The 16,976-nt window shown below is 61.8% G+C and carries 15 protein-coding genes; 7 read left to right on the forward strand and 8 right to left on the reverse strand.

What is annotated here, in order from left to right:
* Positions 1 to 112 precede the first annotated feature (112 nt).
* The 3 genes from KUW18_RS10650 to KUW18_RS10660 are packed head-to-tail and all read right to left on the reverse strand — an operon-like array spanning position 113 to position 3,077.
* A complete protein-coding gene (locus KUW18_RS10650; RefSeq protein WP_206944684.1) occupies positions 113 to 1,636 on the reverse strand; it encodes a tripartite tricarboxylate transporter permease in 1,524 nt (507 codons plus the stop codon).
* A complete protein-coding gene (locus KUW18_RS10655; RefSeq protein ID WP_206944686.1) occupies positions 1,636 to 2,091 on the reverse strand; it encodes a tripartite tricarboxylate transporter TctB family protein in 456 nt (151 codons plus the stop codon). Before KUW18_RS10655 ends, KUW18_RS10650 begins: the two co-directional genes overlap by 1 nt.
* Positions 2,088 to 3,077 (reverse strand): Bug family tripartite tricarboxylate transporter substrate binding protein, encoded by a 990-nt coding sequence (locus tag KUW18_RS10660; RefSeq protein WP_222163368.1) that lies wholly within the window; start codon positions 3,075 to 3,077, stop codon positions 2,088 to 2,090. Before KUW18_RS10660 ends, KUW18_RS10655 begins: the two co-directional genes overlap by 4 nt.
* 258 nt (positions 3,078 to 3,335) lie before the next feature.
* On the opposite strand from KUW18_RS10660, the gene KUW18_RS10665 reads away from it, so the two are divergent.
* The 4 genes from KUW18_RS10665 to KUW18_RS10680 are packed head-to-tail and all read left to right on the forward strand — an operon-like array spanning position 3,336 to position 7,154.
* Positions 3,336 to 3,938 carry a helix-turn-helix domain-containing protein gene (locus tag KUW18_RS10665; RefSeq protein WP_222239189.1) on the forward strand — a complete coding sequence of 201 codons (603 nt, stop codon included), beginning with the start codon at positions 3,336 to 3,338 and terminating at the stop codon, positions 3,936 to 3,938.
* Positions 3,938 to 4,597 (forward strand): response regulator transcription factor, encoded by a 660-nt coding sequence (locus KUW18_RS10670; protein WP_222239188.1) that lies wholly within the window; start codon positions 3,938 to 3,940, stop codon positions 4,595 to 4,597. The genes KUW18_RS10665 and KUW18_RS10670 overlap by 1 nt, the downstream gene beginning before the upstream one ends.
* The gene (locus KUW18_RS10675) at positions 4,594 to 6,006 is read left to right on the forward strand and encodes a sensor histidine kinase (protein WP_222561388.1); all 1,413 of its coding nucleotides are present in this window, start codon (positions 4,594 to 4,596) and stop codon (positions 6,004 to 6,006) included. Before KUW18_RS10670 ends, KUW18_RS10675 begins: the two co-directional genes overlap by 4 nt.
* Positions 6,003 to 7,154 (forward strand): ABC transporter substrate-binding protein, encoded by a 1,152-nt coding sequence (locus KUW18_RS10680; RefSeq protein WP_261396621.1) that lies wholly within the window; start codon positions 6,003 to 6,005, stop codon positions 7,152 to 7,154. The genes KUW18_RS10675 and KUW18_RS10680 overlap by 4 nt, the downstream gene beginning before the upstream one ends.
* Positions 7,155 to 7,314: 160 nt before the next feature.
* Here KUW18_RS10680 and KUW18_RS10685 read toward each other — a convergent pair whose 3' ends face one another.
* The 5 genes from KUW18_RS10685 to KUW18_RS10705 form a co-directional block, all read right to left on the reverse strand.
* Entirely contained in the window at positions 7,315 to 7,629 is a 315-nt protein-coding gene (locus KUW18_RS10685) for a septal ring lytic transglycosylase RlpA family protein (RefSeq protein WP_224852091.1), read from the reverse strand.
* Positions 7,630 to 7,807: 178 nt separating this feature from the next.
* A complete protein-coding gene (gene cobA / locus KUW18_RS10690) occupies positions 7,808 to 8,647 on the reverse strand; it encodes a uroporphyrinogen-III C-methyltransferase (protein WP_222561389.1) in 840 nt (279 codons plus the stop codon).
* Between the two features lie 178 nt (positions 8,648 to 8,825).
* Positions 8,826 to 10,292, reverse strand: coding sequence for a sodium-dependent transporter (locus KUW18_RS10695; protein ID WP_222561390.1), 1,467 nt, complete (start codon positions 10,290 to 10,292; stop codon positions 8,826 to 8,828).
* A gap of 215 nt (positions 10,293 to 10,507) precedes the next feature.
* Positions 10,508 to 11,596: a 4-hydroxyphenylpyruvate dioxygenase gene (gene hppD / locus KUW18_RS10700; protein ID WP_222561391.1), complete on the reverse strand. Its 1,089-nt coding sequence runs from the start codon at positions 11,594 to 11,596 to the stop codon at positions 10,508 to 10,510.
* A gap of 241 nt (positions 11,597 to 11,837) precedes the next feature.
* Entirely contained in the window at positions 11,838 to 12,443 is a 606-nt protein-coding gene (locus KUW18_RS10705) for a LysE/ArgO family amino acid transporter (RefSeq protein WP_222561392.1), read from the reverse strand.
* 226 nt (positions 12,444 to 12,669) lie between these two features.
* On the opposite strand from KUW18_RS10705, the gene KUW18_RS10710 reads away from it, so the two are divergent.
* From KUW18_RS10710 to KUW18_RS10720, 3 genes are all read left to right on the forward strand, one after another.
* Positions 12,670 to 13,557 carry a LysR family transcriptional regulator ArgP gene (locus tag KUW18_RS10710; RefSeq protein WP_222163376.1) on the forward strand — a complete coding sequence of 296 codons (888 nt, stop codon included), beginning with the start codon at positions 12,670 to 12,672 and terminating at the stop codon, positions 13,555 to 13,557.
* A 309-nt stretch (positions 13,558 to 13,866) separates the two neighbouring features.
* On the forward strand, positions 13,867 to 14,799 hold the full coding sequence (locus KUW18_RS10715) for a GGDEF domain-containing protein (RefSeq protein ID WP_222163378.1): 933 nt from the start codon (positions 13,867 to 13,869) through the stop codon (positions 14,797 to 14,799).
* A 189-nt stretch (positions 14,800 to 14,988) separates the two neighbouring features.
* Positions 14,989 to 16,971, forward strand: a complete 1,983-nt coding sequence (locus KUW18_RS10720; RefSeq protein ID WP_222561393.1) for an ATP-dependent DNA helicase RecQ — start codon at positions 14,989 to 14,991, stop codon at positions 16,969 to 16,971.
* Positions 16,972 to 16,976 lie beyond the last annotated feature (5 nt).

Raw genomic sequence — 16,976 nt, forward strand, 5'->3', positions numbered from 1 at the left:
GCCGGCAACCACCGGCTCCGCCGCCCCCCGCCAACAACGAAAAAGGGCACCCCTTAGGGGTGCCCAACAACGTCAATCGACCAATACCGACTACCGGGATGTCTTCTGCCCTTCAATCGCCCGGCGTGGTATGGGCCGTCTTGACCGCCATCCGCTTTCTGAGGATGGGACCCACGATGTACGGCAGGATCAGGCCAATACCGGCGAACAGCCACAGACCGATGGCCAGACCGCTGTCCCACAGGATCGTCCAGTCACCGTCGGAGATATCCATGGCATGACGCAGGTTCTTCTCCATTTCCGGACCCAGCAGCAAGCCCAGGATGACCGGCACCAAAGGTATCTCGAGCTTGCGCAGGACATAGCCACCGACCCCAAAGGCCACCATGAAGTACAGATCGAAGGTGGTGTTGGAAATCGAGTAGATCCCCACGAAGGCCACCATGGTCACGATCGGCAGCAGGTACATCGGCGGCACCGACAGCAGCTTCACGAAGATGCCCACCAGCGGGATGTTCAGCACCAGCAGCAGGAAGTTACCGATCAGCAGCGCGGCGATGACGCCCCAGACGATATCGGCGTTCTGGGTGAACATCAGCGGACCAGGGGTGATGTTCAGGGAAATCAGCAGCGCCAGCAGTACCGCAGTGGTGCCGCTTCCCGGCACACCGAGGGTCAACATCGGCACCAGGGCGCCGCTGGAAGCCCCATTGTTACCGGCTTCAGGGCCTGCCACACCGCGCGGGTCGCCCTCACCGAAGTAGCCCTTCTTGCCCACCACCTTCTTCTCGAGGGTGTAGCCGATAAAGCTGCCCAACGAGGCACCGGCACCTGGCAGCACGCCAGCGATGAAGCCCAGGATGCCACCGCGAATGCTCGAGGGCATGATGCCCTTGATGTCTGCCCAGCTCAGCTTGAGCTTATTGACCTTGATAAGCTTCTGACCTTTACCGACACGGTCCTCGATAAAGAACAGCAGTTCCGAGATGGCAAACAGGCCAACGATGGCGATGATGAAGTCGACGCCCTCGAACAGCTCCAAGGTCCCGAAGGTGTAGCGCTGAACCCCGGTGTTATCGATACCGATCGTCGCAATCATCAGGCCGATACAGGCCGCCACGACGGTTTTCATCGGATTCTTGCCGGTGATGCCGCCCAGGGTCGCAAAGGCCAGCAGGAACAGGGCGAAGTACTCCGCAGGTCCGAAGGTCAGAGCGAAGTCGGCGAGCACCGGCGCCAGCAGGATCAGCCCCACGGTGGCGATCAGGCTGCCCATGAAGGACGCCACCGCAGAAATCGCCAGAGCCTCGGCCGCCTTGCCCTTCTGCGCCATGGGATAGCCATCGAGGCAGGTCATCATGGCCGGCTCGTCACCGGGAATATTCAACAGGATCGATGAAATACGCCCGCCATACATGGCCCCGGCGTATACCGCGGTCAGCATGATCAGGGCCGTTTCCGGCTTCAAGCCAAGGGTGAACGCCAGCGGAATCAGGATCGCCACGCCGTTGGCCGGACCAAGTCCAGGCAGGGCCCCGATCAGGGTACCGAGAAAGGCACCCAGCAGAGCAAACATCAGGTTATGAGGCGCGAGAGCGACCCCAAAACCATCGATCAGGTAGCCAAGGGTTTCCATCAGCCCACCTCCAGGAAGGACAGCACGCCCAGAGGCAGGGGCAGGTCCAGCGCAAAATTAAAGATCAAATACACCGCGACACCGGAGATGCCACCCACCAGATATGCCTTGCCGGGACGCGCGCCCATGCGCCAGCACAAGGTACCGACCGCCAGTAACGTCGACAGGATGAAGCCCAACGGCTGCAGCAGGCCGGCGTAAAGAACCAGCACAACCAGTGCGATGATCAGCTCGACACCCGTACGACTCCACGGCCAGGCATTGTCCGGGTCAGGGCGCACCACCATATAAAGGCTGGAAAGACCCAGCACTACCGCCAGCAGGTAGGGAAAGGTCTCGGGGCCGACCGCTTCGGCCCCACCAAACGGCTCGGGAAACTGGGAAGCGCCCCAGCCGTACGCGACGGCCAGGACGATCATCAAGACCCCGAAGATGCGGTCGTTGAACATGCTCATTGCTGAATCAGTCCGATGTCTTTGGAGAGCTGGTTGATGTCGGCGATCTGATCCTTGACGAAGGTTTCAAATTCCGCCGCGCTCATGTGGAAAGGCATCAGGCCGTTGCTTTCCATCACGTCCTTCCACTCCTGGCTCTGGTAAATGGTGTCCATGGCATCGACCCAATACTGCTTGGCGTCGTCGGAGATATCAGCCGGCATGTAGAAGCCACGCCAGTTGGGGCCCACCGCATCGATGCCCTGCTCCTTGGCGGTCGGGATATCGCTGAACTCTCCCGGCAGCCGCTCATCGGACAGCACCGCCACGACGCGCAGGTCACCGGACTCCATAAAGCCCTGGGCTTCGGTAATATCACCGGTGAAGGCGTCGACGTGGCCACCGACGACCTGAGTCATGGCCTCGCCACCGTTGTTGTAGGACAGGTACGGAATGCGCGGCAGGCTCTCGACCCCAGCCGCCTGGGCCGCGATCAACACCTTGAGATGATCCCAGCCGCCCTTGGCGCTACCGCCTGCAAACTTGACCGAGCGGGGATCTTCCTTCAGCGCCTCCATGATGGCGTTGAGGTCCTGATACTCGCTATCGGCACTCACCGCGATAACGCCGTAGTCGGCACCCAGCGCACCCACCCAGTTGACCATGTCAGCGGTCATGCCCGGGAACTGGCCCTGGGCCAGACGCGTCGTCGTCGCGGTCGATGCCGCCACCAGCAGCTGCTCATCCCCTGCGCGCTTGCTCACGGTGTGGGCGTAAGCCACGCCGCCGCCAGCGCCCGCCATGTTGACGGTCTGGACGCCACGGGGCACCAGATCCAGCTCCTCCAGCACCGTACCGACGCTGCGGCAGGTGAAGTCCCAGCCACCACCCGGATCCGCCGGGGCCAGACACTCCACCTTGCCCTCTGGCTCAAAGGCGGCAGCAGAACCGGCGGCGCCGGTGATGGCAGCAATGGCAATCCATTTGACTGGCGTGTTCATGGACATGAGATAGCCCTCTGTTGTTGTCGGGTGAGCGATGTCACCGCTGATGACATCTGGTCACGGTTGACGCCGGGATGACGTCTGAAAAAGATCCTTGTTGGGAGCTGACGCCTAGCTTACAATTCTGTAAGGCAGAATGCCGTTCCCTTGGGTGGAAAGCTAAGCCCGTGCCGTTCCGCGGTCAACGCGCAAAGGCACAATTCCGACCAAAGTTGAATGCAAGACGCATCGCGTTATTGCCACAAAAGGAATGTCCCAGCCATGGCACAGGATCGCGTTGAAGCCGTCGAAAGAGCCCTATCGGTGCTGAACGTCTTCGATACACCCCAGGAGAGTTTCAGCCTGGCAGAGCTCGCCGAGGCGACGGGCTATTACAAGAGCACCCTGCTGCGACTGCTGGCATCTCTTGAGCGTTTCGACTACACACAACGTGGCAGCGATGGTCGTTGGCGGATCGGCAGTGCGCCGGTGCGACTAGCCCGTAGACATGCCCCCAGCCGTGAGCTCGCTGCTCAGGTACAACCTTGGCTTGACGAGCTATCCCTCGAGCTTGGCGAAACCGCCAGCTTGCTCGAGATGATCGATGGCATCGTCCAATGTCGATTGGCGGCGCGGCCCGACCACAGCCTGCGTCACGATCTATTGCCAGGCCATCAATGGCCTGCGCCATCCCCCGGCGACCCGTGCGCGGAGATGCCAGGGGGAATCATGGTCTGCCGCCCTCTCGAGCTGGCGGACCAGCCAGCCATGTGGCTGGCCGTATCCGGCCCCAACGGGCGTGTGAATGAAGATCAGGCCACACTCAGGCTGGATCAGGCGGTCAAGGCACTGACCGCGGGACATGATCATGACGGGAGACACTGATGACGCTGCTGCTGGTGGAAGACGACAGGTTGCTGGCTGAGACATTGGTCGATGCACTGGGCATCGGCGGCCAAGACGTCCACCACCTGGACAACGGTGATACGGCCTACACCCTGCTGAAACGACAGCACGACTACGAATTGATCCTGCTTGACCTCAATCTGCCCGGGCGCGGGGGACTCGACGTACTCGAAGCCCTGAGGGCACATGATACCGTCACGCCTGTGCTGATACTCACGGCTCGCGGGGCCGTCGAAGACCGAGTTCGCGGGCTGGATCTTGGCGCGGACGACTACCTTGCCAAGCCTTTCTCGCTGGAAGAGCTGGAGGCCAGAGTGCGCGCGCTGCTGCGACGCAGAGCGCCATCTGGACTAATGACCGTGGGAGAACTCGGTTTTGACAGCCTGGCGCAGCGTTTCACCCTGGGCGACGAGGCGCTCGCCCTGCCGCCGCGCGAGCAGCGACTGCTGGGCTGTCTGATGCGCCATGCAGGCCAGCCGGTGGACAAGGCGACCCTGGTCCATGAAGCCTTTGGCGATGAGGAGCTTGGCGACAACGCCGTCGAGGTGTACGTGCATCGTCTACGCAAGCGACTTCACGGCCACCAGGTGACGCTGCGTACCGTGCGAGGACTGGGCTATCTACTGGAAGCCTCATGAGAGGCGATTCCCTGCACAGCCGACTGCTGACCTGGCTGCTGTTGCCCATGTTGCTGGTGGGTACCGTGGTGCTCTGGCGCGCCTGGCTCGATGCGCGCCAGACGGCAGACCGTGCCTTTGACAGACTGCTGGATGCCGCGACCCTCGCCATCGCCGAACAAGCCCAGTGGCAGGAAGACCGACTGTGGCTCGACCTACCACCAGCGGCTCTCGAGATGCTGGCCACCCAACATGATGAGCGGGTGTTCTACCGTCTGGTGGACGCCCGCGGTGATCACGTCACCGGCAACGCTGACCTACCCGGCATCGATCTCAGCGGTCGTCGTGCCAGCGACATGGGTTATGCCAACATCAGCTGGAATGGTATGCCAATGCGTCTGGGCGTGCGGCGCTCGCGCCTGGAGGATTGGCGCCTGCGAGAACCCTATGAAATCCGGGTCGCCCACACCCTGGAGGGTCGTGACGCACTCAGCCAGGAGCTCTTCCGTCAAAGTCTGGCCTACCTGCTGGCGGTGGCAGTGCTGTCCGTCGCCGCCCTGATCGTTGCCATACGCCTTGCCCTGGAACCGCTGACCAAGCTTCGACGCCAGATCAGAAGCCGAGACCCGCGCACGCTGGCCCCCTTGGAGCTTGCGTTGCCACGAGAGCTGGCCGAGTTGAGGGACACGGTCAACGAACTGCTGGCTCGCATGCGCCGCGTCAAGGCCAATCAGGAGCGGTTCATCGGCGACGCCTCCCATCAACTGCGCACCCCTCTTGCAGGCCTTTCCGCCCGCGCCGAGCTGGCCTTGCGTCAGACTGATCCGGAGGCCTGGCGGACTGCCTTGAGCGCCATGCATGCCACCAGCCAAGGCGCATCGCGACTCGCCATGCAGCTGCTGTCGCTGACCCGCCTGGACAACCCTGAGTATCAGCCCCAACTGACGCCCACAGGACTGGTGCAGGTAGCCCGCGAGGCCGTGATGACCCACTGGCAACGCTGCCAGCGCAGTGGCGTGGACCTGGGCCTTGACGCTCCTGAAGGGGAGGTCACGGTGCTCGCTCTGGACTGGCAGCTAGGCGAGGCGCTGGCCAACCTTATCGACAACGCCTGCCGCTATGGCGCTCGCCACGTCACGATCGTCGTTACCGATACCCCCCCCACCCTGGCGGTCGTGGACGACGGCCCCGGCATCCCCAGCGAACGGCGGCTACTGGCGCTGCGCCCATTCCATCGCGGCCAGCAATCCGGCGAAGGCTCAGGCCTTGGCCTGGCGATTGTGGACGGTATTGCCAGGACCCATGGTGCCAGGCTAACCCTGGCCGATGGCGGCACTGCACCTTCTCCCGGCCTTAGCGTGAGCATGGAATTCCAGGCCACGGTAACGCCCGACGACCCACCGGTGACGACAAGGCACTCGCTATCATGACGCTGTCCCGCTACGCCTCATCCTCCTGGCGCCGTCTAGGCGCCGTGCTGCTGCTTGGCCTTGCGGGGGTCGTCAGTTCGGCGATGGCGCAGCAGGACGAGACTCCCCAGCAGCCCCTGCCCCCTCACGAGCAGGCGCATTTTGCAGCAAAGACGGATGAAGGCGTGCCCCTGATCATTCACGCGGCACTCGACATTCCGTACGCCATGCCGCTGCTCGAGGACTTCCACCAGCGTCACCCGCAGTACGACATTACCTACCGCAACTTCTCCACCCTGGACGTGCATCAGCGCTTTCTCGATGCGCCCGCAGAGGCCGACGTGGTGATTTCGTCCGCGATGCCCTGGCAATACCTGCTGGTCAACGCGGGTCACGCGCAAAGCATCGAAACCCCTACCACGCGACGCTGGCCCAGCGACGCCAAGTGGCGCCACGAACTCTTCGCCTTCACGTTCGAGCCCATCGTCATGGTTGTCAGTCGGGCCCTTGAAGAGCGCGTTGGCTCAATCAACAGCCATGCCGACCTGCTCAGCCTGCTGGTGGAACAGTCCGACGCCCTGCAAGGGCGAGTCGTCACCTACAGCCCCGTCAGCGCGGGTGCCGGCTATACCTATGCCATTGAGGAGTCTCGCCTGTCACCCCGCTATTGGGATCTGGTCGCGGCACTTGGGCGTGCCGACACCCAGCTGGTAGACACCACCAGCAGCATGCTGGATGGCCTGGCCGACGGGCGCTTTGACATCGGCTACAACGTGCTCGGCAGCTACGCCAGAGAAAGCGTCGCCGCTAGCCCGTCGCTGCGCATGGTGATCCCCGACGATTACGCGTTGGTGATCCGGCGACTGGCCTTTGTCCCTCGCCAGGCCCCCCACCCCTCAGCGGCACGGCGTTTCATCGATTACCTGTTGGGCAGCCACGGACAACGCGTGATCGCTGAGGCCAATGATCTGGGGGCGTTGCACCCGGAGCTCGATGGCCCAGGCACCGCCAATGCATTGCGCCGCGCACAGCCGGAAGGCCTGCGTCCTACGCCGCTCAGCCCCGGCCTGCTGGCCACGCTGGATGACCTCAAGCGTCGAGCCCTGCTAAGCCGCTGGCAGAGAGAATTCCACGACCAGATCGCCGGCAAGCCAGTCCACGGTCGCTAGACTGGCGTCACCCGCACAAACGCAAGAAGGCCCGCCCGTTGAACACATATCCAACAGGCGGGCCTTCTCATTTGACGACTTAGCGACTTCAACGACGTGCCGGCGCTTGTGACCCCTGGGAGATGCTGTGGCGTTGCTGGCCATAGCGCCCTGTTACCGCTCAGGGAAGGTAGGTCAAAAGGACCGGCGCGGTACCGCGTTTCAACATGCCAAGCTGGCGTGCTGCCTGCTTGGAGAGATCTATCACACGTCCCTTGACGAAGGGGCCGCGATCATTGATCTCCACTTCCACACTCTGTCCCGTGTCCCGTCGAGTCACCAATACCTTGGTACCAAAAGGCAGGCTTCGATGGGCGGCGGTAAGAGCTTGCTGATCGAAGGTGTCGCCACTGGCCGTGCGACGTCCCTGGAACCGATCACTGTAGAACGACGCTTGGCCACGCTGGGAGGCGACATCGCCGTCATCTCTGGCCATCGCCGGGTCACTGGTCAGTGACGTTATCGACAGCAGGATAGCGGCCGCCCAGGCGGCCTGGGTCGATCGCGCAAAGCGTCGACGTTTACGCAAATGGGAGAACATCATCTTGACCTCAGCTAGCCCGCGATGCGCGGGGTTCGTTGCCTGGTGCGACATCTCCAGCAAAGGCGCGCGCTCAATCCGAGCGTTCCCGGGGCGACGGATGCTTGCCATGCATCCACCCACTACTCCCCGCTTGCGCATTATCGAACCAGGCTAATTGTTTGTGCAGCGACACAACGCTACCAACAATAATCAAGGTGGGCGGACGAATAATATCCCGATCATTCAATGTCGGCAAATCACCCAGACAGGTCAGATGGACGCGCTGACGTTGGGTAGTGCCCTGCTCTACCAGCGCTACCGGCGTGTCAGACGCCAGTCCTGCTGCCCCAAGCCCATGGCTGATATGCTCAAGACTGCCCAGTCCCATGTAGAACACGAGCGTCTGCCCGGGGCTGGCGAGGGCCCGCCAATCCAGCTCGCAGCCGCCCTCCTTGAGATGCCCGGTGATGAACCGCACCGACTGAGCATGGTCACGATGGGTCAGCGGGATGCCTGCGTAGGCGCTGCATCCGGAGGCCGCCGTGATGCCGGGCACCACTTCCACCGTCACCCCAGCCTCCACCAGCGTTTCAAGCTCCTCACCGCCTCGCCCGAAGATAAAGGGATCGCCCCCCTTCAGCCTGACCACGCGCTTGCCCTCGCGGGCCCACTTGACCAGCGCCAGATTGATATCTTCCTGAGGCAGACTGTGATCCGAGCGCGCTTTGCCGACGTAGTAGCGCTCAGCCGTCTCCGGCACCAGCTCGAGGATCTCCGGACTCACCAGACGATCATGCAAGACGACCTCGGCCTCGCCGATCCGCCGCCATGCTCGCAGCGTCAATAATTCGGGATCGCCGGGCCCAGCCCCTACCAGACTGACGCTGCCTGCCGGGAACGGGCTTCGATTCGGCAAGCGATTGTGACTCATGGGATGCGACTCCAACGTCAGGACATACGGACGGCGACAAGGCGCCATTATGCCATAATGGAATCAATCATCCAGTTTTTATTCCCTTACTCCCTTTAAAACGAAAGACGCCGCGACGACTGACACGTCACGGCGTCTTGTGCTCATGCCGCAAATGGCTGCGACGTGTGAGCGTTGTCTAGTCGCTGGTCTGCAAACTGCGACGCAGTCGCGGGCTCGCCCACTCTCCAGCCAGGGTCAGGACCAGCAGAATCAATACCAGCCACAGCCAGTGGGCACCGAAGTCCACGGCCACCAGGCCCAGCGCATCCACAAAGATCACCAGGATGGCCAGCGGGCTCACGTAACGCACCATGAACAGCCACAGCGCGTAGATGCCGGCCGGCAGATTCAACTCGTCCTTCACCGCCTGACTCTTGAGTACGAAGCCAGCCAGCAGCGCCATGCCAAGACCACCCAGCGGCATCATCAGTCGCGATGTCAGGTAGTCAAGCCAGTCAAAGAAGTGCTTGCCTGCTAGCGTCCAGTCGGCGCCAACGTTAAAAGAGAGCATCGCCAGGGTACTGATCACCCATAGCACAATGCCGGTCCCCCAGGCGGCAGCCTTACGGCTGACCCCCTTGTTATCGGCAAGCCATGACACGGTTGCCTCGACCATGGAGATGGACGATGTCAGGGCGGCCATGGACAGCATGATAAAGAACAGTATGCCGAAGAGCGTGCCGAGCGGCATCGCCTGAAAGGCCAATGGGAGGCTCATGAAGATCAGCCCCGGCCCGCTGTTGGGCTCCATGCCATTGGCGAAGATGACGGGGAAGATCGCCAGGCCAGCCATTAACGCCACCAGCGTGTCGGCAATAGCCACCGTCAGGGTGGTGCGGCCGATGGAGGCGCGACGCGGCAGGTAGCTGCCATAGGTCAGAATGGCACCGGAGGCCAGGGACAGGGTGAAAAAGGCATGGCCCATGGCCGCCAGCATGCCCTCGCTAGACAGACTGGAGGCATTGAAGGCAAACAGGAAATTGACGGCCTGACCGAAACCTCCGGAGAACATGCCGTAAATGATCATCACCAGCAGCATGATCACCATCCCCGGCATCATCCAACCCACGCTCCTTTCGATGCCTTGCTGCACGCCCTTGCCCACGATCACCATCGTGGCGACCGTCACCAACGTACTCCAGGCGCCAAGAGTGAAAGGATTGGCGTTATTGGCACCAAAAATCGCCGCCATATCGTCGACGCTGGACCCGGCCAGGCCACCGGAGACCATCTTCCACAAATAGGCAAAGGACCAGCCCGCGACGACCACATAAAACGACAGGATCATGAAGCCACAGAGCATCGCCATCCAGCCCAGCAACGACCAGCCAGAGCTACGGCCCGACTCGGTGACAACGCGCCGAATGGCATCGATGGGACTACCTCGACCACGACGTCCGAGCGCAATCTCGGTCATCATGATGGGCACGCCGACGCACAAGATGCAGGCCAGGTAGACCAGTACGAAGGCCCCTCCGCCATACTCTCCGGTCATGTAGGGGAACTTCCAGATATTGCCCAGACCGACGGCAGAGCCGGTAGCGGCCAGAACGAAGCCCCAGCGGCCAAGCCACTGAGTACGAGAGGGTTCGTTGGTTGTCATGAATCACCAGAGATCGCTTGCGCACTATTGTTTGCCCACCATGGCGGTGGCGTCCTCCACATCAGCCTGTGGCCGAATCAGGGTGGAGGCCAGCGCGCCATTGTGACGGATTTTGTCGCGCTTGGGCAGGCCCGTCATCGTCGCGGCTGGCTGCCAACACCGTCTATCCCGGTTGACGCCACACCAGCCTCGACGATAACGCTCCTGCCTTGTGCTCAATCGGCGTCGAGCACACCTCGGCGGATCTGGTCTTCCTCGATGGATTCAAACAGCGCCTTGAAGTTGCCCTCACCGAAGCCGTCGTTGCCCTTGCGCTGAATGATCTCGAAGAAAATCGGGCCAATCACTGTCTCGGTGAAGATCTGCAACAGCACGCCCTGATCAGGCCCGCCATCGATCAACAGGCTCAGTTCGCGCAGGTCCTCTACCTGCTCTTCGTGATTGGGCACGCGCACATCGACCTTTTCGTAGTAGGTATCAGGTGTGGACAGGAAGCGAATGCCGTTGGCCCTGAGGGCTCGCACCGTGGCGTAGATATCCTCTGTCGCCATCGCCAGGTGTTGAATGCCCTCACCCTTATACTCGCGAATGAACTCGGCGATCTGGGAGTTATCGTCGGCTGATTCATTGATCGGAATGTGCATCTTGCCGCAGGGCGCTGTCATGGCCCGGGAATGCAATCCGGTCTTCTTGCCCTCGATATCGAAGTAGCGATTCTCACGAAAGTTGGCGATCCGGGTATAGAAATCTGCCCACGGATCCATCTGCCCCCGCTCCACATTGTGAGTCAGATGGTCGAGGTAGCGCAGACCAACGCTATTGTCGTTGGCTGAGCGCCCCTCGATGGCGTCGAAGTCAATGTCGTAGATGGTTCTATTGAGCTCATCGGTTCGCTCGTCGACAAAGTAGAGCAGCGAACCTCCGATTCCCTCCACAGCAGGAATACCCACTTCCCCAGGCCCCACCGGAACATCAACGGGACGCGCGCCTTGTTCCACCGCGTAATCCAGCGCCTGTCGGGCATCAGCGACCTTCCATGCCATGGCGCAAGCACCGGGCCCATGCTGCTGGGCGAAGCGCGCCGCATGGCTGTCAGGTTCCGCGTTCAGTACAAAATTGACGCCCTCTTGCTGGAACAGACTGACGCCTTTGCTGCGGTGGCGCCGGGTCTCCGTGAATCCCATCGCCACGAACAGCTCACGCAAGGCCGCTATTCCTTCCGCGTCGGGAGCACTGTACTCAACGAACTCGAAACCATGGGTGCCGATAGGGTTATGTATGTCGATGGGAGCTACTGCGGTCATGTGTGCCTCCGATAGTGTCATGGTGGTGTCCGTAAGAGCCGAACCCATGCATCTATCCTAGGCGCCCCCTCCTTCGAGCCACATGCCTCCGAGCGGCGGGCTGCCAGCTGTGTGGCTGCCCAGGCTCCCCTGAAGAGCCGCCGGGTGTAGCGCTGGCCTGACAGCCCTCGACCTTGCACAGGCCCTGCGTAACGCTAGCGTGACAGGCCGTCATGAAACGCTGACAGTTGACGACCTGGCACTAGGCGGGATCCAAGATCAATATCTGCCACGCCACCAACAGCATCACCGCCGCGATAGCGCCATCGACCCATTGCCAGGCGCGTGGACTGGTCAACCGAGGCGCCAGCGCACGGGCCAGTGCTACCAATCCGAAAAACCAGGTGAACGATGCCATGGTCGCCCCCATGTAGAAGCCCAACGGGCTGTCCTGCAGTGAGCCGATGGCTCCCAGCATCACCAGGGTGTCGAGATACACCTGGGGATTCAGCAGCGTCACTGCCAAGGTGGCCACAATCACACTGCCTAACGTGGTGCTGGCGTCCCTGCTGGCTTCCAGCCCTCGCGGGTGCATGACGCGCTTGAAGGCCAGCCACGCCTGCCAGACCAGGAACCCTGCACCTCCAATACGCGCCAGCCACATCGCTCCCTCGCTTTGGGCAATCAGTGCGCCGAGCCCGAGAACCCCCAGACCGATCAATAGCGCATCGCACAGGGCGCAGATGCCGGCAACCCACCAGATGTGCTGGCGGCGAAGCCCCTTGGCCAGGACAAAGGCGTTCTGCGCGCCAATCGCGATGATCAAGCCCGCGCCAGTTACCACGCCTTGCAACACTGACAACCACATGCCGAAAACTCCTTTATCAAGGGCAACACCGCTGATCTCATCTCTCGCCACGTCAAGCAAGGCGGGGCGCGACAAGGCCGGCATGCCGGGCAACGAAAGCCATACAGGTCCGGGTGCAAGCCACCCAGGTAGACAAGAGTAAGGAGCGCGCTAGAATTAGAGAAACAACTTATCCGACTGCCTCATTAGAAATTCTAATGAGGCAGCGTCACTTCCAGGGCGACCCATGCTCGATTACAAGTTATTGAATGCCCTCGCCGCGATACTCGAGCATCAGGGTTTTGAACGCGCCGCCCGAGCGCTGGGACTGACACAGTCCGCCGTGTCACAGCGCGTCAAGCTATTGGAAGCACGCCTGGGACAGCCCGTACTGATCCGCGGCACGCCCCCTACCCCCACCGGGCTGGGCCGGCGACTGCTCAACCACGTCCAGCAGGTCCGCCTACTTGAGGCCGAGCTTATCGAGGAGGCCCCCTCACTGACCGTCGGCTATCGACAGCTGCGCATCGCCATCAACGCCGATAGCCTGGCGACCTGGTGGCCCCAGGCGGTGGGCGACTATCTCAAGCATCAGGCCATCACCCTCGATTTGGTCATTGAAGACCAGGACGTGGGGCTTGAGCGCATGCGCAAGGGGGAAGTCGCCGCCTGTCTATGTGCCAGCGACACCCCTGTACAAGGAGCACGCGTCATTTCACTCGGTGCCATGCGCTACCGAGCGCTGGCGAGTCCCGACTTTCTTGCGCGCCATTGTCCTCAAGGCGCTACCGCAGAGGCGTTGCAGCACTGCCCGGCCATCATCTTTGGCCCCAACGATCAGCTTCAGCACCGTTTTCTGGATGCCCAGGGCGTCACCGGGCCCTTCCCTCACCATCGCTGTGCCAGCGTCGAGGGATTCATAGGACTGGCCAAGGCGGGTCTGGGCTTTGGTCTGGTGCCGGACATTCAAGCCCGGCGAGAGCTGGCCGAGGGAACGCTGGTCGACGTGGTCGACGGCTGGTATCTCGATGTGCCGCTGTTCTGGCATTTCTGGCGCCACGGTGGCGATCCACTTGAACGCCTGGGACATCAATTGGCACAGGCTGCAGCCCATCACCTCATTCCTCTTACCTAAGCCTTAGGAAGGACGGAGCACGAGAACGTGCCTAGTGACTACTGCAACAGCACAGCCGACATGGCGCTGGCGAGCCTTTTTAGAGCGCGCGTCATCGGCGCAAGAAGTTCCTGTAACACAATGTATTACATACACATTTGTCACAGGCGCCCGCAGCATCCAGATACTGCATACCTGTAAAAGCAGAAAAACGTCGTTTTTTCTTAGCCCTTAAGGCTGATATACCCCTTTCGGCTAGCCCTTAAGATGGTGAGTTAAGCCCGATACCTCGGGTTGATCACTCTTCCTGCGGCCAAGGACTGCCTGACCATGGATGACTGCGCTAACACTTCCGCGACCAAGACGCATGCCGATGCGCAGCGTCTTGCTTGCCTACAGCGCGTACCCGGCGTGCTCTTCACACTTCAACGTGACGCCAGGGGTCGTCTGCAGCTTCCTGCCTTGACCGGCGACGACCCGATGACCCGACGGCTCGCTCCCCTGGCCACTGCCAATGACGTGCGCCAGCGGCTCGGCGACCTGCTGGGAGAAGCCTACGGAGAATTTATCCGCGCCATCGAGCATTCCGCCCATTGGCTGTCTCCCGTGTCCACTCGGCTGCGCCTGCCCGTGGGCGAACTCAACCCCCACTGGTATTCCCTGGAGGCCCTGCCCGAGCGCTGCGACGACAGCATCCTGTGGCATGGGCTGCTCATCGACATCGAAGATCAAGTCGCGGAAGAGCAGCGCCTGCGCTACCTCTCTGGTACCGATGAGCTGACAGGACTGGCCAATCGGCGCTCGCTGGTCAGCCAACTGGATAAGGCAGCGTCCATGTCCAACCGCCACGGCGTGCCGTTATCCCTGCTGTTCGTCGACCTGGACCATTTCGCCCTGATCAACGACACCTGGGGGCGGGGGCTGGGCGACCGAGTGCTCTGCCAGATCGCCGCGCTGGCCTCCAGCCAGCTGCGTCAGGAGGACTATCTGGCGCGCATGGGCAGCGATGAATTCGCCCTGCTGCTGCCCATGACCCCCGCCGGCCGGGGGCGCGAGCTGGCGGAGCGCCTGCGCGAGAACATCTCACGCCATGACTTCGGTATCGGCCGGCACAAGGTGACGGTCAGCGTGGGGGTCAGTGACTATCAGCGAGGAGTCACCGGCGCCCAACTGATGCAGCAGGTGCACGCCAATCTGGTAGAGGCGAAACAGCAGGGGCGAAACCGGGTCATCCAGCGCTGGAGCCCGCAGCGTAGCGAATAACCCTCGGCCCTTTCTGTACGCTAGCGAGTGTCACCCAGCGTGTTTCGACGGCGTCACTGCTGCGGGCCGGCTGCCGGCCTGTACTTCATCCCCGGCCCACAACAAGGTAGCCTGTCACGCTGCGAATACTGCCACGTCACCCCAGCCTGTCCGCTAGGTGGCAAGGCTCCATTTTAGAGACTACCTATATTGCCTTCTGCCTCTCCCCGCATCGATGACACCTTGGCATCGGTCTTTGGATATCGTGAGTTTCGTCCCGGCCAGCGCGAGACGATCAACGCCCTTGTCGCGGGTCGCAGCGCTGCCGCCATTTTCCCTACCGGCTCCGGCAAGTCACTGTGCTATCAGTTAGCCGCCCTGCACCTTCCTCATCTGACGCTGGTCGTGTCGCCGCTACTGGCGCTGATGCAAGACCAGCTCGCGTCCTTGCAACAGCGCGGAATCGCTGCCGCCAGCATCGACTCCAGTCAATCGCCAGAGCAAACGCAGCAGGTCATGTCGGCGGCTCGATCGGGCCACCTGCGTGTGCTGATGGTATCGGTCGAGCGTTTGAAGAATGAGCGCTTTCGCCACTTCTTGCAGGACGTACGGGTATCGTTACTGGTCATTGATGAAGCGCACTGCCTGTCGGAATGGGGACACAACTTCAGACCCGACTACCAGAAGCTGCCGCACTACCGTCATGAATTCGGCATCCCTCAGGTGCTGCTGCTGACCGCTACCGCCACGCCGAAGGTGATTGACGACATGCGGACCGCGTTTTCCATTGCCCGTGAAGACGTGATCACCACGGGCTTTTATCGCGCGAACCTTGACCTCACCATCGCTCCCGTGCCCGCCGATGAACGGCCCCGATATCTTGCCCGCTGGCTGATCGCCCAGCGCGACCAGGCCCATGGGGAACATGGCAGCACCGTCATCTATGTCACGCTACAGCAAAGTGCACAGCGGCTCGCTGCCTATCTCAAGGCCGCCGGCCTGGAAGCGGCGGCCTACCACGCGGGCCTCGACGCAGACACCCGCGCCCAGCTTCAAGCGGCGTTCATGTCGGGCCAGTTACCGATCATCGTTGCCACGATTGCCTTCGGTATGGGCATCGACAAGTCAGACATTCGCTGCGTCGTGCACTTCGACCTGCCCAAATCCATTGAAAACTACAGTCAGGAAATTGGTCGAGCAGGCCGCGACGGTGCCCGCGCCGAGTGCCTGATGCTCGCCGGGCGAGAGAGCCTCCCTGTGCTCGAGAACTTCGTCCATGGCGATGTACCACCCCGGGCAGGCATCCAGGCGGTACTGGATGATCTGGCGGCGGCGCCGGGTGCCTGGGAGCTATCGCTCAATGCATTATCGCGGCAGACGGATATTCGCGAACTGCCGCTGAAGACGCTATTGGTCAAGCTAGAGCTGATGGGCATCATCCGCGCCAGCCACAGCTATTTTGCCGAGTACCGTTTTCGCCTCGAGATTGAGCAGGAAGCGCTTCTCGCTCGCTTCCCTGGAGAAAGAGGGGCTTTCCTGTCCGCCATCATCGAGGCGTCCGACAAGGGGCGCAGCTGGTATCGCCTGGACTTTGAACGCCTGTACCAGCTTGGCAAGGCGCGAGGCCTGGATACCTCCCGGGCAAGAGTGCTGAAGGCACTGGACTATCTCGACCAGCAACAGTGGATTCGTCTCGAGAGCAAGCAGATCACTGAGGTGTATAGCGTCCTGTCCGACGTGGACTCCCAGCATCTGGCCAGCGAACTCCATCAGCAGTTCGTGGCCCGTGCCGACATGGAGCTTCAGCGCCTGGAGGCCATGCTGGCGCTGTTCGAATCCACCACCTGCATCAGCGCCGGCCTTGCGGACTGGTTCGGAGATAGCGACGCGCCAAGGGCGTGCGGACATTGCTCGGCCTGCCGCGGAGAGCGGGCGAGCCTGAGCGCCGCCTCACCGACGCTGCCTGCCGATGAGCAAACCTTGCATGGCTGGTTGACGGAGCTCAGTGACGCGCTGAGCGCAACGAAACCGCCCAGAAAGCTGGACGCTGACCTGGCCACACGTTTTCTGTGTGGCATCGTCAGTCCTGCGCTAAGTCAGGCAAAGGCGCGTAAACTCGCCGGCTTTGCAAGTCACGAACAGGTTCACTACCCCCAGGTGCGTGCCGCCGTGATCCAGGTCATCGGATCCTGACACGC

It is taken from the genome of Halomonas sp. DP5Y7-2 (genome assembly GCF_019802025.1).
Classification (GTDB): domain Bacteria; phylum Pseudomonadota; class Gammaproteobacteria; order Pseudomonadales; family Halomonadaceae; genus Halomonas; species Halomonas litopenaei_A.

Coding starts and splice junctions, on each gene's coding strand:
- KUW18_RS10650 (WP_206944684.1), bottom strand. CDS start 1,636: ATGGAAACCCTTGGCTACCTGATCGATGGTTTTGGGGTCGCTCTCGCG.
- KUW18_RS10655 (WP_206944686.1), bottom strand. CDS start 2,091: ATGAGCATGTTCAACGACCGCATCTTCGGGGTCTTGATGATCGTCCTG.
- KUW18_RS10660 (WP_222163368.1), bottom strand. CDS start 3,077: ATGTCCATGAACACGCCAGTCAAATGGATTGCCATTGCTGCCATCACC.
- KUW18_RS10665 (WP_222239189.1), top strand. CDS start 3,336: ATGGCACAGGATCGCGTTGAAGCCGTCGAAAGAGCCCTATCGGTGCTG.
- KUW18_RS10670 (WP_222239188.1), top strand. CDS start 3,938: ATGACGCTGCTGCTGGTGGAAGACGACAGGTTGCTGGCTGAGACATTG.
- KUW18_RS10675 (WP_222561388.1), top strand. CDS start 4,594: ATGAGAGGCGATTCCCTGCACAGCCGACTGCTGACCTGGCTGCTGTTG.
- KUW18_RS10680 (WP_261396621.1), top strand. CDS start 6,003: ATGACGCTGTCCCGCTACGCCTCATCCTCCTGGCGCCGTCTAGGCGCC.
- KUW18_RS10685 (WP_224852091.1), bottom strand. CDS start 7,629: ATGGCCAGAGATGACGGCGATGTCGCCTCCCAGCGTGGCCAAGCGTCG.
- cobA (WP_222561389.1), bottom strand. CDS start 8,647: ATGAGTCACAATCGCTTGCCGAATCGAAGCCCGTTCCCGGCAGGCAGC.
- KUW18_RS10695 (WP_222561390.1), bottom strand. CDS start 10,292: ATGACAACCAACGAACCCTCTCGTACTCAGTGGCTTGGCCGCTGGGGC.
- hppD (WP_222561391.1), bottom strand. CDS start 11,596: ATGACCGCAGTAGCTCCCATCGACATACATAACCCTATCGGCACCCAT.
- KUW18_RS10705 (WP_222561392.1), bottom strand. CDS start 12,443: ATGTGGTTGTCAGTGTTGCAAGGCGTGGTAACTGGCGCGGGCTTGATC.
- KUW18_RS10710 (WP_222163376.1), top strand. CDS start 12,670: ATGCTCGATTACAAGTTATTGAATGCCCTCGCCGCGATACTCGAGCAT.
- KUW18_RS10715 (WP_222163378.1), top strand. CDS start 13,867: ATGGATGACTGCGCTAACACTTCCGCGACCAAGACGCATGCCGATGCG.